This window comes from Ruegeria sp. CH6 (assembly GCF_056537005.1).
This window is the reverse complement of record NZ_JBQFQS010000003.1, coordinates 33,626-49,961: the sequence shown is the minus strand read 5'-3', so window position 1 is coordinate 49,961 and position 16,336 is coordinate 33,626. Positions and strand designations below refer to the sequence as shown.

The 16,336-nt window shown below is 57.8% G+C and carries 17 protein-coding genes; 5 read left to right on the top strand and 12 right to left on the bottom strand.

Annotated features, from left to right (window positions below):
- Positions 1-19 precede the first annotated feature (19 nt).
- Positions 20-469 (bottom strand): YtoQ family protein, encoded by a 450-nt coding sequence (locus tag ACR0CW_RS08760; RefSeq protein WP_155142102.1) that lies wholly within the window; start codon positions 467-469, stop codon positions 20-22.
- Positions 470-547: 78 nt separating this feature from the next.
- Positions 548-1,180 carry a class I SAM-dependent methyltransferase gene (locus ACR0CW_RS08755; protein ID WP_480787502.1) on the bottom strand — a complete coding sequence of 211 codons (633 nt, stop codon included), beginning with the start codon at positions 1,178-1,180 and terminating at the stop codon, positions 548-550.
- Between the two features lie 85 nt (positions 1,181-1,265).
- On the opposite strand from ACR0CW_RS08755, the gene ACR0CW_RS08750 reads away from it, so the two are divergent.
- Positions 1,266-2,150 carry a LysR family transcriptional regulator gene (locus ACR0CW_RS08750; protein WP_480787501.1) on the top strand — a complete coding sequence of 295 codons (885 nt, stop codon included), beginning with the start codon at positions 1,266-1,268 and terminating at the stop codon, positions 2,148-2,150.
- Between the two features lie 44 nt (positions 2,151-2,194).
- Here ACR0CW_RS08750 and pheT read toward each other — a convergent pair whose 3' ends face one another.
- The 9 genes from pheT to ACR0CW_RS08705 form a co-directional block, all read right to left on the bottom strand.
- Complete coding sequence (gene pheT, locus ACR0CW_RS08745) at positions 2,195-4,591, bottom strand: phenylalanine--tRNA ligase subunit beta (protein WP_480787500.1); 2,397 nt, start codon at positions 4,589-4,591, stop codon at positions 2,195-2,197.
- A 78-nt stretch (positions 4,592-4,669) separates the two neighbouring features.
- Positions 4,670-5,476, bottom strand: coding sequence for a CE1 family esterase (locus ACR0CW_RS08740; RefSeq protein ID WP_480787499.1), 807 nt, complete (start codon positions 5,474-5,476; stop codon positions 4,670-4,672).
- A 154-nt stretch (positions 5,477-5,630) separates the two neighbouring features.
- Positions 5,631-5,924 (bottom strand): hypothetical protein, encoded by a 294-nt coding sequence (locus ACR0CW_RS08735; protein ID WP_480787498.1) that lies wholly within the window; start codon positions 5,922-5,924, stop codon positions 5,631-5,633.
- Positions 5,925-6,998 carry a phenylalanine--tRNA ligase subunit alpha gene (gene pheS, locus ACR0CW_RS08730; protein WP_480787497.1) on the bottom strand — a complete coding sequence of 358 codons (1,074 nt, stop codon included), beginning with the start codon at positions 6,996-6,998 and terminating at the stop codon, positions 5,925-5,927. It abuts the gene before it with no gap.
- A 73-nt stretch (positions 6,999-7,071) separates the two neighbouring features.
- A complete protein-coding gene (locus tag ACR0CW_RS08725) occupies positions 7,072-8,139 on the bottom strand; it encodes a Hint domain-containing protein (protein WP_480787496.1) in 1,068 nt (355 codons plus the stop codon).
- 156 nt (positions 8,140-8,295) lie between these two features.
- Positions 8,296-9,666, bottom strand: coding sequence for a glutamate--cysteine ligase (locus ACR0CW_RS08720; RefSeq protein WP_480787495.1), 1,371 nt, complete (start codon positions 9,664-9,666; stop codon positions 8,296-8,298).
- 66 nt (positions 9,667-9,732) lie between these two features.
- On the bottom strand, positions 9,733-10,260 hold the full coding sequence (locus tag ACR0CW_RS08715) for a hypothetical protein (protein ID WP_170332532.1): 528 nt from the start codon (positions 10,258-10,260) through the stop codon (positions 9,733-9,735).
- A complete protein-coding gene (locus ACR0CW_RS08710; RefSeq protein ID WP_480787494.1) occupies positions 10,257-11,105 on the bottom strand; it encodes a GNAT family N-acetyltransferase in 849 nt (282 codons plus the stop codon). Before ACR0CW_RS08710 ends, ACR0CW_RS08715 begins: the two co-directional genes overlap by 4 nt.
- The gene (locus ACR0CW_RS08705; protein WP_480787493.1) at positions 11,102-11,827 is read right to left on the bottom strand and encodes a 16S rRNA (uracil(1498)-N(3))-methyltransferase; all 726 of its coding nucleotides are present in this window, start codon (positions 11,825-11,827) and stop codon (positions 11,102-11,104) included. The genes ACR0CW_RS08710 and ACR0CW_RS08705 overlap by 4 nt, the downstream gene beginning before the upstream one ends.
- 12 nt (positions 11,828-11,839) lie before the next feature.
- On the opposite strand from ACR0CW_RS08705, the gene ubiA reads away from it, so the two are divergent.
- The 4 genes from ubiA to ACR0CW_RS08685 all read left to right on the top strand — a co-directional run bounded on the left by ubiA (position 11,840) and on the right by ACR0CW_RS08685 (position 15,840).
- Positions 11,840-12,802: a 4-hydroxybenzoate octaprenyltransferase gene (gene ubiA / locus ACR0CW_RS08700; protein WP_480787492.1), complete on the top strand. Its 963-nt coding sequence runs from the start codon at positions 11,840-11,842 to the stop codon at positions 12,800-12,802.
- Positions 12,803-12,866: 64 nt separating this feature from the next.
- Positions 12,867-14,798 carry an OmpA family protein gene (locus ACR0CW_RS08695; protein WP_480787491.1) on the top strand — a complete coding sequence of 644 codons (1,932 nt, stop codon included), beginning with the start codon at positions 12,867-12,869 and terminating at the stop codon, positions 14,796-14,798.
- A gap of 1 nt (position 14,799) precedes the next feature.
- The gene (locus ACR0CW_RS08690; RefSeq protein ID WP_050603973.1) at positions 14,800-15,120 is read left to right on the top strand and encodes a hypothetical protein; all 321 of its coding nucleotides are present in this window, start codon (positions 14,800-14,802) and stop codon (positions 15,118-15,120) included.
- A gap of 189 nt (positions 15,121-15,309) precedes the next feature.
- The gene (locus ACR0CW_RS08685; protein WP_480741596.1) at positions 15,310-15,840 is read left to right on the top strand and encodes a hypothetical protein; all 531 of its coding nucleotides are present in this window, start codon (positions 15,310-15,312) and stop codon (positions 15,838-15,840) included.
- 50 nt (positions 15,841-15,890) lie between these two features.
- Here the strand turns inward: ACR0CW_RS08685 and ACR0CW_RS08680 are convergent, their stop codons facing one another.
- Positions 15,891-16,334 (bottom strand): molybdenum cofactor biosynthesis protein MoaE, encoded by a 444-nt coding sequence (locus ACR0CW_RS08680; protein WP_480787490.1) that lies wholly within the window; start codon positions 16,332-16,334, stop codon positions 15,891-15,893.
- Between the last annotated feature and the right edge of the window lie 2 nt (positions 16,335-16,336).

Below are 16,336 nucleotides of genomic sequence, written 5' to 3'. Positions count from 1 at the left end.
AATCAGAACGTAACGTGAGTTACTTTGGCAACTTCCCGGTCAGGACATAGCGCAGCACTTCAACCACCTGCGAAGGCTGTTCGGCCACAGCAAGAGCGGCAGCATCAACCTCTTTCAGTGCGTGCTGGTGGTCGGGACCGTGCAGAACGATCAGTGATTTTCCCAACGCCGCCGCGTATCCCGCATCAAAGGCCGCGTTCCACTGTTTGTATTTCTCACCAAACCGCACGACGACCACATCCGCATCTGAAATCCCCTTTCGGGTACGGATCGCATTGACCATCGCGCCCTTGTGGTCGTGCCAATACTTGTTCGGCTCGGCACCCAGAATGGCTACACCGCAATCGTCGCTGGCATCGTGATCGGTCACGGGGCTGTTGAAGGTAATGTCCAAACCCTGTGCACCGTCGATAATCTGTTCGCGCCAGTCGGTGTGGATTTCACCCGAGAGGTATACGTTCAGGCCCATAGCAAACTCCGAATTTGTTTCAGAGCATGCATAGGACACAATGGGCGCTGGCCCAATGCGGAAAGTGTCGGTTCGGGCTTAAATCTTGCGCGCCACCAAAAACCGTCTTGCATCGCGTACCGGGAAACTGTCGCATTCGACGATTTCGAACCCGGCCCTTTCAACGGCTGCATCCAGCTCGGCTTCGGACAGAAACCGCACAAACGGCGCTTTGCCCAGCAACTGCATGACCGGCAAAGCCAACCGTACAGCTTGAAACCGCAGGTTTATGCCGCGTTGTGGTGGGCAGAAAGTTTTTGAGATGAACAAACCACCCGGCTTCATCACCTCATGAACAGAGGCCAGAGCCGCATTCAGGTCTTCGACCAAATGCAACACGTTGAATGCCAGCACCACGTCGTAGGACCAGGAGGGAGGGCGGCTTGCATCAGCCTGAACAAAGGCCACGTTTTCGATCTGCTGCTCTGTCGCGCTCTTCTGACCGACCGCCAGCATGCAGGGGGAAACATCGCTGGCGGTAATCGTATCGGCATAGGGGGACAGGCGCAGCGCGGTCATTCCCGTGCCACATCCCAGCTCCAACACGTCGTCAGTTTTCTTGAGATAGGAAGCTGTCCGTTCGAGCGTATGCTCATAGGAATCCATATCCTTTATTGGAGTTTGGGCATATTTTTCAGCCACTCCGTCCCAGAATTTCGCGGCGGTCGTCATGAGGGGGTCTCCTTTGCAGGCAAACTACTCATGCAAATACCGAATAAAAATTGCCGAAATTTGCAGATTACTTATACATATTTGTATGAAACAACTCGGCGACTTTGACTGGAATCACATCCGCGCCTTTCTGGCGACGGCCGAGACCGGGTCGTTTTCTGCAGCTGCCCGTAATTTGGGGCAGACGCAACCAACGCTCAGCCGACAGATCGCGGCGCTCGAGCAAGATCTGGGTGTGATGCTGTTTGAACGTGTAGGGCGCGCATTAGAGATCACACAGGCCGGAATGGAATTGCTGGAGCATACCCGGTTGATGGGTGATGCAGCGAACCAAATTGCACTGACCGCTTCGGGACAGGCACAATCCATCGACGGGCTGGTCCGCATCACCGCCAGCGATGTGATGTCTGCCTATTTCCTGCCAGACCTGTTGCGCGAAGTCCGGGCGCAGGCTCCGCGCCTGAGAATCGACGTGATCGCCTCGAATGACATTCAGGACCTGATGCGCCGTGAGGCAGATATCGCGATCCGTCATGTACGACCGGAACAGCCCGAACTGATCGCTAAACTGGTGCAGGAAGCCTCGGGTCATTTCTATGCCACGACCGAGTATCTGAACCACGCGGGGCGCCCTAAATCCAAGCGCGCCCTGTCAAAGCATGAATTCATCAGCTTCGGCAATACGGATCAGATGATCGCCTATCTGAAGCCACTGGGCATTCACCTGAGCGATGAGAACTTTAGGTTGGGATCACAGAACGGAATCGTGGCCTGGGAATACGCCAAGCAGGGTTTTGGCATCGCACCCATGTCTGAGGTTGTTGGCGACGCAACACCCGGTGTCGAACGAGTGATGCCCGGAATGGAACCCATCAAATTCCCGATCTGGCTGACCACCCATCGCGAATTACATACCAGCCGCCGCATCCGGTTGGTTTTTGATCTGTTGGCCGACTACCTGTCCAAATAAAAAACGCGCCCGAAGGCGCGTTTAATAAAAGATATGCAGTGGCTTTATCCGCGCAGGACACCGCCAGTTGCCTTGGTGACCTTGGCGATGATCTTCTCAGCCACCGCTTCGATGTCTTTTTCCTTCAGCGTCACATCTGTCGGCTGCAAACGCACGGTGATCGCCAGAGATTTCTTGCCCTCACCCAGGCTACCGCCAATGAACTCATCAAAGACGCGGACGTCTTCGATCAACGCCTTGTCGGCACCAGCAGCGGCATTGACCAGCGTCAGCGCCTCGACGCCTTCATCGACAACAAAGGCAAAGTCCCGCTCGACCGCTTGCAGGTCGCGCAATTCCAGCGCGGCACGGGTCGCACCGGACTTACGGGGCAGAGGCACCTCATCCGGCCAGATGGTGAAGGCCATTGCCGGGCCTTTGATGTCCATTGCCTGCAGGATGCGCGGGTGCAACTCGCCGAACACGCCGAGAACCTTCTTCGGACCCAAACAGATTTTGCCGTGACGGCCCGGATGCCACCAGGCATCGCCATCACGCAGGATCTGAACCTTCGCGGGCGCACCGATAGCGGCCAGCACAGCCTCGGCATCCGCTTTGGCGTCGAACACATCGACAGGGCGTGACGCCCCGTGCACATCCTTGGGACCATTGCGACCAACCAGCAGACCGGTGATCTGGGTTTTCTGGTCGCCGGGCTCACCATCATGGAAGACAGGGCCGACCTCGAACAACGCCACGTCCGCATATCCACGCGCCTGATTGCGGGCCGCGGCCTGCAGCAGACCGGGCAGCAGATCGGGGCGCATATGGCTCATCTCGGACGAGATCGGGTTTTCCAGCTGCGTGGCTTCATCCCCGCCACCGAACAGAGCGGCAGAGGCCTGATCAATGAAGGTATAGGAAACGCACTCATTGTACCCCAGCGCCGCACAGGTTCGCCGCGCCATCGACTGACGGCGTTGAGTCGGTGTCATCACCGGTTTAGGGATGCCATTGGTCACACGCGGCAAGGGCTTGCCCTGCAACTTGGTCAGCGACGCAATCCGCGCAACCTCTTCCACCAGATCGGCCTCACCCATGATATCGGGGCGCCAGCTGGGAACGTGGGCCATCTCACCTTCCAGGCGGAAGCCCAGACGGGTCAGGGTTTGACGTTGCTCGGCCTCGGGAATGTCCATGCCAACCAGCGACTGCACGCGCTCAGCATCCAGCTTGTAGGCCCGTGCGTGGTTCGGTGCTTTGCCCGCTTCGACCACCTTGGACACTTCGCCGCCGCAGATATCCAGGATCATCTGTGTGGCGTGTTCCAGCCCTTCCAGCGTGTACTCAGGATCCACGCCACGCTCAAAGCGATAGCGCGCGTCCGAGTTGATCTTCAACGCACGACCGGTCAACGCGATCTGCACGTGATCCCAGAACGCGCTTTCGAGGAAGACGTTTACGGTCTCTTCGTTACAGCCGGTTTCCTCACCGCCCATGATACCAGCGATGGATTCGGGACCTTTGTCATCCGAAATCACCATCATGCCGGGCTGCAGGGTGTATTCCTTCTCATCCAACGCAACCAGCTTTTCGCCACCCTTGGCACGGTGAACCTGCAGGTTGCCCTGTACTTTGTCAGCATCAAACACGTGCAACGGACGGTTCTGATCGAAGGTCATGTAGTTGGTGATATCGACCAGAGCCGAGATCGGGCGCAGGCCGATTGCCTTTAGCTGATCCTGCAGCCATTGCGGGCTGGGGCCGTTCTTGACGCCCTTGATCAGGCGACCGGTGAAATGCGGGCAGCCGTCCAACGTGTCTTCATCAATGGTCACCTTGATCGGGCTTTCATAATCACCCGGCACAGGCACATAGTCGCGCTGCTTCAGCGTGCCGATACCGCGCGCTGCAAGGTCGCGGGCAATCCCTTCGACACCCAGTGCATCGGGGCGGTTCGGAGTAATCGCGATCTCAATCATCGGATCGACCTTCGAGGGGTCGTTCTCGGCCAGCCAGTCGACGAACTTGTCGCCCACCTCGCCCGAGGGCAGCTCGATGATGCCGTCATGCTCGTCCGACAGCTCCAGTTCGCGCTCGGACGCCATCATGCCAAAGCTTTCGACGCCGCGGATCTTGCCGACGCTGATGGTCAGGTCCAGACCAGGGATGTACATGCCCGGTTTGCAGACGACGACGGTGATCCCTTCGCGCGCATTTGGGGCACCGCAGATGATCTGCAGCTCACCCTCATCGGTATCAACCTTGCAGACGCGCAGTTTGTCAGCATCCGGATGCTTCTCGGCATGCTTCACATAGCCAAGGGTAAAATCCTTCAGCCGGTCCGCCGGGTTCACGATCTCTTCGACCTCAAGTCCGAGATCGGTCAGCGTCTCGGCAATCTCATCTACCGACGCATCTGTGTCGAGGTGGTCTTTCAGCCAGGACAGAGTGAATTTCATTGCACGGGGCCTTTTTTGGCAAACATCCAGTCGGCACAGGCAATGGCAAAGATTGGACCAAGGTGCAAGCGCTGCGCGTCACGGATAGGTGGGGGTGCGGCCCAAAAGCTCATCCAACTGCCAGCCGATCCAGCCATGCGGGATAAAATGCCCGCCAGGATGGGTGTCCAGCGTAACCTGACCTTGCGCGCAATCGGTCCATTCCACACGGCTGAGCGTCAGAAACGGCCTCACGCTCCAATCCCCGCGCGGGGTCGCACCATTGCAGTTATACTTTTCCCGCCACAGCGCCACCGGATAGGTCGTGTCGCCACCCGGACCAAAGGGGAAATCCATCACCGTATCATCCGTCCCATGCACATGGCGCACCTGAGCCGGCGCTTGCGGGCAATCCTCGGTCTGGCGGATCGATCCTGCGATGGCGAGCAATGCCGCCGTATCGTTGCCCGACTGACAGACATAGCGCCATGCCATCGCGCCACCGAAAGAATAGCCCGAGACGTAAATACGCTGTGGATCAATTGGATACCGTTGCGCAACGTCCTCCAGCACGCGATTGGCAAACTCTACATCCCCGGTTTCGGGTGACCAAAAGTTCCAGCTTTTGCCCAATCCGTTCGGGGCCACCAGTAGCACACCCCGCAGCTTCGTCGCACCTGCAATGCGTTCATGGTTCACGACAACACTACCCTGCCGCGCCCAGCCGTGGAAATGCAGCAACACCGGCAGAGGTGTTTCGCCGTCCCAGCCGTCAGGTTCCAACACATGGTATGAGCGGTCACCGACCTCACAGGCGGTATCGCCATGGCAATCGGATTTCCAAGGCCCCATCGCAAGGGCCGGAGCAGAGAAGAGCAGAAGCAGGTAGAGCAAACGATAAATCATTGGCCGGAGCCTAGCTGCCTAACACCACCTGTCACGTCACAACCTCGTGGGGGAGTGTAACAAGCAGCGCCGTCACTAGACGGAGGGATGTCCAGGGCGCGGCTTATCGATTTTGCTCAGCCCCTGCCTTGCGCAGGCAAAACCGATGGTTAGCTCACTTGAAGCGGCCGATTAGCTTTTTAGTCTTCTGCAATTGATTTTGCTGGTCGCGCCAGATTTCATCACGTTTTTTCCAAACGCTGTGATGCGCTGCGCCAAAAACACTGACCGGGCCACACACGATCACCCAATAGGTAAACAACACCCAATTAGGCGCAAGTATGGCCACTGCGATAAAGCCTAAGGCAGCTAAAATCGCAATAACGTAACCTTGCCAGCGCGGCATGCTTTCAGCGCGAGTAAGGCACCAGTTGTAGCACCAAGCCACTACCGCGCTGAGCTGATACACTTAACGGCTCAAACCACCATGCAGGTTCGGCATATCCAGCGCCGCAAAACCATAGTGGCGCAGCCAGCGCAGGTCGCTATCAAAGAAGGCTCGCAGATCAGGGATACCGTATTTCAGCATCGCCAGACGGTCGATGCCGATGCCAAAGGCAAAGCCCTGATAGACCTCGGGGTCGATGCCACCGGCGGCGATCACCTTGGGGTGGACCATGCCCGAACCCAGAATCTCCATCCAGTCGTCGCCTTCGCCGATCTTTAGCTGACCGTTGTCCCAAGAACAGCGGATATCGACCTCGGCCGACGGTTCGGTGAAGGGGAAGTGCGAGGCGCGGAAGCGCAGTTCGACGTCGTCAACCTCGAAGAACGCCTTCACGAATTCTTCCAGAACCCATTTCAGGTTCGCCATCGAGATGTCCTTGTCGATGGCCAGCCCCTCGACCTGATGGAACATCGGCGTGTGGGTCTGGTCATAGTCGGCGCGATACACGCCGCCCGGGCAGATCACGCGAATCGGCGCGCCCTGCAGTTCCATCGAACGAATCTGGACGGGCGAGGTATGGGTGCGCAGCACGTGCGGCGGGCGATTGTCGCCCTCGGCGCGGTGCATATAGAACGTGTCCATCTCGGCCCGTGCGGGGTGGTGGCCGGGGATATTCAGGGCGTCGAAGTTATGCCAGTCGGTTTCGATCCGCGGCCCTTCGGCGACCGAGAAACCCAGTTCGGCAAAGATCGCGGTCAGTTCCTCGGTCGCCTGGCTGACCGGGTGGATCGAGCCCTGACGACGTGCCCGGGTCGGTAGTGTAACGTCGAGCCACTCGGTGCGCAGACGCTCATCCAGCGCGGCATCGGCCAGCGCGGCTTTTTTGGCAGAAAGCGCCGAGTTAATCTCATCCTTCAGGGCATTCAGCGCGGGGCCTGCAACCTGACGCTCTTCGGGCGTCATTTTGCCCAGCTCGCGCATCTTCAGCGCGACCTCGCCCTTTTTACCGACAGCCGCGACACGGATCGTCTCGAGCGCGTTTTCGTCGCCTGCTTCGGCGATCTGACCCAGATACTTTGCCTTAAGATCGTCCATGACGGTCCCCTGAATGCTGTTGAGGCTCTGCTATCACAGCAGTCCGCGAAAGCAAGAGGGTGGAGCCGCGCAATCAGATTGGGTGTAACACTGCCGCCTGAGGGCCGCACTGCACCGGACGGGTGGTGGTTCCATAGCCGAAGGATCGATCCCACAGTTCGGGGAACAGAGCAAAGAGTTCCTGCGCTGCGGCCTGTTCCAGCCCGGAGATCGCCTGCTGCCCCGGATAAAAGCTTTCAGAAATCAGTCCGGACGTTGAAACCAGCTGATGGCGATCAAAGAAGAGGTGCACGTAACGTACAATATCGCAGGGAGCGCGAGTCACGGTTGTTCCGTTGATCAACGATTTGGCGGGAACGAGAATCTCGTCCTCTCCGAACAACAATTGCGCCTGCCAACCAGTGATCAGCAGCCGATGTTGAGGCGATACATAGATATCCCTTGTGGCACCCAGCACGCCTGTGCGGATGCGGACCGGCGCGAAACTCCCCACACCTCTGACGGTGCGCCCGCCGACCCAACGAACAGGGCAAACCCCATCGTCAACGGTTGTCACCAAATCGCCGGGAACCAAAGTTTCAACCCGGCGTGGCCCTTCGGGTGTATCCACGAGACTACCCACAGTGAAACAGGGCGCACCGCTGTCACCTGGGGACAAAGGTGCATGTACCAGAGTATCCGGATCAGGTTGATTAAACTGCAGTGTCGTAGTCGTCTGATTAGGTCCGAAAAGCACCGGCAAATTGACCGATGTTTCGCCTGCCGCCAGACCGTTGACCGCCACGATGTTCTGAGTGCCCCCACCGATGTCATAGAAATCGATGACTTCGCTGGTTGAGGTATTGGTTAGAGCATAAGCTTCGTAATTGTTTGCTCCACCACCGTTCGGGTCGGTCAGTAGAATCGGAAAATCATCCGCAGAGATGACATAAACCAGTTCGTTATTGTCCGGATCAACGGTCACTTGAACCAAGGGATGATCCAGTGGAATTTCGATTCCTACCTGCCCATTGGCCTGATAAAAGGAAACCGTAAAATCCGCTGGGTTTTCAGCAGGATTCAGTGAAACCTCGAGAAATTCGGAAACACCCGAACTGGCGGCATAAGCGTTCGAATAGTGAAGTTCGCTGATACGGGCCATGTAATCGCTACACCAAAGGAAACTGGCCCAGATTTATGTCGGAAACAGGGGTTCGTTTCAAGAAACCCCGCAAGAAACTGGCAAACGAGTACTTAAATACAACTGGTCGGGTTAACCGCGATCACGCAATTGATCCGACCAACACCATTAGCCAGATCAGTAGCTGAAATCAGGGTATATCCGCCTCAGATCCTGCTGCCAGTCACCATTGTAGTGATCCAGCAGTTCATCGGCAGGGACCTTGCCGGACTCGATGCTTTCCTTCAACGCGTTCAGGAAATGGGTTTCGTCCGGGACAAGTCCGCCTGCTCCGGGACGTGCGCGTGCCTTGAGGCCTGCGTCAGCGATCGACACGACCTCACGTGCAAGATCATGCATACTGATGCTGCCAACTTTCGCCTGCAACCCATCCTTGGCAGCTTCGACGCGCAACGCCTCTCGCGTTTCGGAATCCCATCCTTTGACCAGATCCCATGCCGCATCCAGCGCGCCCTGATCGTAGGTTAGGCCAACCCAGAATGCGGGCAAAGCACATAGCCGACGCCACGGGCCACCATCGGCACCGCGCATTTCCATGAACTTCTTGATCCGCGCCTCGGGGAAAGCCGTTGTCAGGTGGTCTGCCCAATCACTAAGGGTCGGCGTCTCACCCGGCAGCGCGGGCAACTTGCCCTGCAGGAAGTCGCGGAAGGACTGGCCAAGCGCGTCAATATATTTGCCGTCGCGGTATACAAAGTACATCGGCACATCCAGGGCGTATTCGACCCAACGCTCGAACCCGAAGCCTTCCTCGAAAACAAAAGGCAACATTCCGGTACGTGCATCGTCCAGATGCCGCCAGATATAGCTGCGCCAGCTTTTCTGACCGTTGGGCTTGCCTTCGAAGAACGGAGAGTTTGCAAACAGAGCGGTCGCCACAGGCTGCAAGGCCAGCGCAACGCGCAGCTTTTGCACCATATCGGCCTCGGATCCGAAGTCGATATTGACCTGCACGGTGCAGGTCCGGCGCATCATTGCGCGGCCCATGGTGCCGACCTTTTCCATGTAGTCATTCATCAGCACATACCGACCTTTGGGCATCAGCGGCATGTCCTCATGCTTCCAGATCGGCGCAGCTCCAAGGCCGATGAAACCGACCCCGATCTTGTCAGCGATATCCTTCACATCGCGCAGATGCGCGTTCACCTCGTCACAGGTTTCGTGAATCGTCTCAAGCGGGGCACCGGACAGTTCCAGCTGACCACCCGGTTCAAGCGAGACATTGGCCCCGTCCTTTTGCAGACCGATCAGCTTGCCGCCTTCTTCCAGCGGCTCCCATCCATGCAGATCACGCAGGCCCTGAAGCACCGCCAGAATCGACCGTTCACCTTCATAGGGCAACGGCTTCAGCGTATCCTTACAATAGCCGAACTTCTCATGCTCGGTGCCAATGCGCCACTCTTCCTTGGGCTTGCAGCCCGATGCCAGATATTCGGCCAGTTGCTCGTGGCGTTCGATCGGACCGCCGCCTGACTGAGGGATGGACATGAACCGTGCTCCGATCCTGATGTGTCTTGACTTAACGGCCAGTGGTGGGGGGAAACGATGCCGGTGTCAATGCAGCCGCGCATGCGGCGGGCGCATTGGACGTCGTTCCCAGATCACGACCGGATGAACCGATCCACCCTTGAGTTCCGACAACATTTGCTCGGTTTTCAGCCCCGGAAGGCTTGAGAACACATCGAACAGGGCTTCGGCGCCTTCGGCATTCACAGGAATGTGAACCGTCGGCTGGCCCGGCTGATCCAACACCCAATGCGCCGGGTTCGATGTCGGGTCCAGCGCCAAACGCTCAATCTCACCGGTTGCGATGATGCCGCCATCCAGCGGACCCATGTAAGTGATTTGCCCTTCGTCAACCGTGACCACACCCGGCCCACCTGCGCCCATGCGAAAGCGCGCCCGTTGGATACCGATCACTGCCAGAGCTGCCGAGACCGCAACCAGAAGCCAGCCCAACCAGCCCAGCAAACCGCCCGGTCCGTTGATCCAGCTGACACCGAGGATCAGGACAAACCCCGCCGCCAGAACCTCGCGCCAGCGCCAAAGAGCCATCTTGGCTTCGGGTCGGATGAAACTCATGCCGTGTCCTCGGGGTTTTTGAACAGAATCAGGGAATAATGGCCTGCTGGCCGGAACCCTATTGCAATATAGGCACGCGCGGCTGCATCGCTAGCGGCGAAGAGCACTGCGCGTGTTGCACCTTTGGTTCGGGCCTCACACAGATGCAATGCCAATGCCAGTCGCGCGTATCCTCGTCCGCGCAGTTGGGGCGGCGTGTAGACTCCGCCGACCTGAACAACCCCCGGCAAACGCGCATTGAACCCGGTCATTCCGACAGGCTGACCGTTCATCAACAAAACCCGATGAGAGTTGCGGTGAATGTAGGCTGCAATGTCAATTTTTGCCTGCCCTCTTGCACGTTCATCGCCGAAACCCATTGCTTCGACCAAATAGCTTTGTCGCCAACCTTCGGTGATGGACGTGTCAACCTCCCCAAGTGGCACCAACTCAGCCCCAGCAGCGTTGGGCACAACCATTTGCTTCAGATCCAGCGAGAAGCCCGGTTCATCGCTATTGAGCGTTGCCGGTCTGTCGTTCCAGCCTGCAAGACGCATAATCCGGCAGGCTTGCGTTGCCTCCCCCGCCAATCCGAACAGCTTGCGCCCACGGATAAAGCGAATCGCCTCGCTCAGTTCTTCATCCGAGCATTCAGGACATTGCGGCAGGACCATTCCTTCATTGGTGACAGCAAACACCGCTCGTGGGTCGTCACCCAAAATCCAAATATCCAAAGCCCGCCGGTCCGAACCGCGCAGACCGTAATCCCGCAAATTGGCCAAAGGAAACATTGAGGTCTGGATGTGCCGGGACAGAAACTCGTCAATTCGTGGCACATCCCTTTCCTGTGCCGACCGCCAGGTCACGACCAATCCCCCAACGCCTGCTGCCACATGGTCAACGCAGCAACCGCAGCAGTGTCCGCGCGCAGAATGCGCGGGCCCAGACTGACCACATGAGCGTAAGGGAGCGATGCTAGTCGTTTACGCTCATTCTCAGAAAACCCACCCTCGGGGCCAATCAAGATGGCCCAGGGTTGCCCCGTCTTGTTTTCGGCCAAACGCAGGGCAGAACCAACTTCGGCCTCGTCGCAGAACATCAGTTGACGGTCTTGCGGCCAGTTGTCGAGCATCCGGTCGAGCCGCTGCAATTCCGTAACTTCGGGCACAAAGGTCCCGCCACATTGCTCAGCGGCTTCAACCGCGTGGGCCTGCAGCCGGTCCTGACGAATACGTTCTGAGTTTGTGAACTCCGTCTGGACCGGTACGATCCTTGCCGCGCCCATCTCGACCGATTTTTCGACGATGAAATCCGTGCGTGCCTTTTTGATCGGCGCAAAAAGCAACCACAGATCAGGCGGCAATTGCAGGGGTTTTGACTGCTCGGTACAGGACAGTTCTCCGCCGCGTTTTCCGGCCTGAACGACCTCGGCCAGCCATTCACCATCCTGCCCGTTGAACAGGGCGACATGGGCGCCAACAGCCAGACGCATGACACCGAACAGGTAATGGGCCTGCTCGCGCGTCAAATGAACCGATTGCCCCTGCCCCAGCGGGTGCTCTACATACAGCCTGATCTTCGCACTCATGGGACCTTACATATGCAAGGCAATGCCCCAACACCAGATGGTCAGGTCGCCGATGCCGTCACCGGTAACTGGGTCGACACACATGCCCCGGCCTTTGCCCGACCCTATCTGCGTCTGTCGCGCGCTGACCGGCCGATCGGGACATGGCTTTTGCTGATTCCCTGCTGGTGGGGACTTGCACTTGCCATACTCAGCGACGGCAATGCGCGATGGGAAGATTTGTGGATCGCGATCGGCTGCGCCCTTGGAGCGTTTCTGATGCGCGGGGCCGGTTGCACGTGGAACGACATCACCGATCGCGACTATGATGGTCAGGTCGAACGCACCCGTTCGCGCCCGATCCCGTCCGGACAAGTCAGCGTTCGGCAGGCGGCTTTCTGGATGGTTCTTCAGTGCCTGCTGGCCCTGGCGATTCTGCTGACCTTTAACCGGGCCGCTATCGCCATGGGGGTTTTGTCTCTCCTGCCTGTTACGATTTACCCGTTCGCAAAGCGATTCACTTGGTGGCCGCAGGTCTTTCTGGGTCTGGCCTTCAACTGGGGCGCCTTGCTGGCATGGGCTGCACATACGGGCACGATAGGCTGGCCCGCCATCCTCCTGTACCTGTCCGGCATCGCTTGGACCCTCTTCTATGACACCATCTACGCGCATCAGGATGCCGAAGATGACGAGCTTGTGGGCATCAAATCCACCGCCCGATTGTTCGGAACCGATACCTCCAAATGGCTGAAGTATTTTCTGGTCGCGACCGTGTCTTTGATGGGTCTTGCCATCATCGATGCTGCCGTACCCGGGGCGTCGGTGCTCGCGATCCTTGTTGCCATCGCCGGGCCATGGGCGATGGGCTGGCATATGGCCTGGCAATTGAGGGGTCTGGACATCGAGGACAACGCCAAGCTCTTGCAGTTGTTCCGTTCAAATCGCGATACCGGCCTCATTCCGCTGATCTTCCTTTGCGTCGCCCTGTTGCTCTGATTGCACCTCGGCTCCGGGGTCTGTAAGAGTCCGTGCGACCGGTTGAGGAGTTTCATACCCGCCCATGCGTCTGCCGTACTTTTTCGTCGTCGCCCTGATCTTTCTCGTGTCCGCAGGGTTGTCCCTGCTGGCTGCCAGCTCAGCGGTGACAAAGATCGAAGAAACCTCGGAATTTGCCGTAAGAAAGGCGCTGAACCTCAAGGGCCATGACTGGGCAGAAGTGGAATCCGATGGCCTGCGCGTCGTCCTGACAGGCACTGCGCCGGACGAAGCGACTCGGTTCAACGCGCTGACCGCCGCAGGCACCGAGGTCGATACATCGCGCGTGATTGACGAGATGCAGGTGGCGCCAACCGCTGATCTGGCACCGCCCCGGTTCTCGGCCGAAATTCTGCGCAATGACAGCGGTATCTCGGTAATCGGGCTGATCCCAGAAAGCGAAGACCGAGAAGCACTGATGGACAATCTGCAGCGTCTTGACGGTGATGCGGTTGTGTCAGACCTGATGGAAACTGCCGACTACCCCAAACCCCGTGGCTGGGATGATGCGCTGGACTATGCGGTGCAGGCCCTTGCCCGATTGCCACGTGCCAAAATCTCTGCCAGCCCCGGACTGGTCAAAATCACGGCGATTGCGGACAGCCAGCAGGAAAAGGAAAAGCTTGAACAGGACCTGACCCGAGCGGCCCCTCCCAGTTTGCGCATCGGTCTTTCGATCTCGGCCCCGCGCCCGGTTATCACACCGTTTACGCTGCGCTACCTGATTGACGAAACCGGCGGCACATTCGACGCCTGTTCCGCTCAGGACGAAGATGCCCGGGATGCCATTGTGGCTGCAGCCGAGAAGGCTGGTATGACCGGACCATATTCCTGCACCATCGGTTTGGGTGTTCCTTCTCCCAACTGGGATGTGGCGGCAGGTCAGAGCATTCAGGCACTGGCCGACATCGGGCAAGGCTCTGTGACCATGTCTGACGCGGACATCACCCTGATTGCAGCGCAGGGTACAGATCCCGCGCTGTTTGATCGGGTTGTGGGCGAGCTGGAGAATGCCTTGCCCGAAGTCTTTGCACTGCACGCCGTCCTGCCTGAGCCAGAAACAGTCGAACAGACAGGCCCTGTCGAGTTCTCAACCACGCGCAGCCCTGAGGGGCTGGTACAGATGCGAGGCCGCATCGGTGACGAAACCACACGGGATATGGTCGATAGCTACGCTCGCGCGGCGTTTGGGTCTGAACAGGTTCATACCGCCACCCGCATCGTGTCAGACCTGCCTGCAGATTGGTCGGTCCGGGTATTGGCGGGACTTGAGGCCTTGGCTCAGTTGCACAATGGGGCTTTGATCGTGACCCCGGATTCCGTTTCCGTATCAGGCGTCAGCCATGACAAAGACGCCAAAGCCCGCATTGCCGGAATGCTCTCTGACAAGCTGGGTGATGCACAGGACTTCGATCTCGCCATCACCTATCAGGAACCTCCGGAGCCGGAAGATGCCCTGCCTGACCCCGAATTGTGCGAAACGCAGATCGCAGATGTTCAGGGCGGCAGCAAGATCGCCTTCGAACCCGGTTCAGCCACCGTGGCAGCGGATTCGCGCGATACGCTCAACCAAATCGCTGAGATTCTGCGTGAATGCGGACCTATCCGGATGGAAATTCAGGGTCACACTGACAGTCAGGGCCGTGAAGAAATGAACCAGCAGCTGAGTCAGGCGCGTGCCCAATCCATCCTGAATGAGCTGCGCGGCCGCCGGGTGCCGACATCCAGCTATTCAGCAGTCGGCTATGGTGAAACGCAGCCCATCGCGGACAACGACACCGAAGAGGGGCGCGAAGAAAACCGCCGCATCGAATTCCGCCTGATCCGCCCCGAACCCGTATCCAATACCGAAACAGGATTGGAAGCGATGGAAGTGACGAGCGAGCCTGGCGAAGCGGAACAGCCTGACGAGCAAACAGAAGACAACGCATCTGACGCGGATGCAGAGGACCAGTAAGTTGAACAGAACCGAATTCATCATCGCCACTGCCATCATCCTGTTTGCGGCCTTTTGCATGGGCTGGTTCGCCAACTGGCTGGCGCACCGACTGTCCCGCGTCCGTCAAAGCGACGTGGCCGATCTGGATCGCATGAGTCAGGAATTGCACGAGGCCGAGGAAACCCGGGATCAGGCAATTACTTATCTGCAGCAGCGCGAAGCTGAGCTGACCAATCAGCTGACCCAGACCGAAGCTGAACTTGCCGCGGCAATGGATGGCCTGCGCGCGGCCCGGCAAGAGGCCGAAGAGCTTCGCGGTCGGATCAACAACGCAGATTAACTCGGGCCTGACGGTCCCGTCTCTAAGTTTTCAGTCAGAGGCTTCGTACTGACTCGTGGCCTGGATCGGCATCTTTTAGCCGGTTCAAATCGACACACTTCAGTTTTTCCAACAAATTCAATATCATGAATTGGTACGATTTTGCCTACGCGTACCAGTGTTCACTATCCAGCAAAATTGGAGTGTACCATGAATTTCAAATCAACTTTAAAGACCGCGACTATCGTAACTGCCTATTTCGCAACCACAACATTCGCTTCGAGTGATGTCATCCCATCCGAAAACGATACCTTCACCAATTGGGGTGAGGAATCGGGCTGGACCATTTTTGTGGATGAAACACGCGGGTCATGCTTGATCGAACGGATGGACGAAAATCAGAACGTTGTGCAAATGGGTCTGACAAAGGACCACGAGATGGGATATCTCGGTGTGTTCACAAAGAATGACATTGGCCTCAAAGGTAAGAAAGAAGAGATCATTCTGTCACTAGACGGAAATCTGTATTCAGCCGAGGCGCATAAGAAAACCAAGCATCTGGCCGAAGGATATACCGGCGGTTACATCCTGGCGAACAATCCGCAATTCGTCGACGATGTGATGAAGAAATACGATATGACCGTGTTCCCTGAAAAAGAGTTCGCGTTCACCGTGAATTTGGACGGCACGCTCAAAGCCATCGAAGCTGCCCGTAAATGCAATCAGGAACAGACCAGCTGATTTTCTGAAAACCATACCAGCATCCGTCCAAGGGTGCTGGTGCCACAGGCTTACCAGCGGCTCAGCGCGTCTTCGTCTTCGTCCTTGGCAGCAACCCAATCCGCCCCGGAAGCAGAGATTTCCTTTTTCCAGAACGGCGCGCGGGACTTGAGGTAATCCATCAGATACTCCGCCGCTTCGAACGCATCCTTACGGTGCGGTGCAGCGGTCGCGACCATCATGATACGATCACCCGGTGCCAAACGCCCGTGGCGATGGATGATCAGAACATCCCCCAATGACCAGCGCGACTTGGCCTCTTCTGCGATTTTGGTAATCGCTCGTTCAGTCATGCCCGGGTAGTGTTCGATTTCCATGGCATCGAGATCGCCCCGAGCCAGATCACGAACAACGCCGGTAAACGTCACGATCGCACCATTCGCAGTGTCGCTGGCGGCAAAGGTATTTGCCTCTGCACCAAGATCGAACTCTTCCTGCTGAACTGCGATGCGCACCG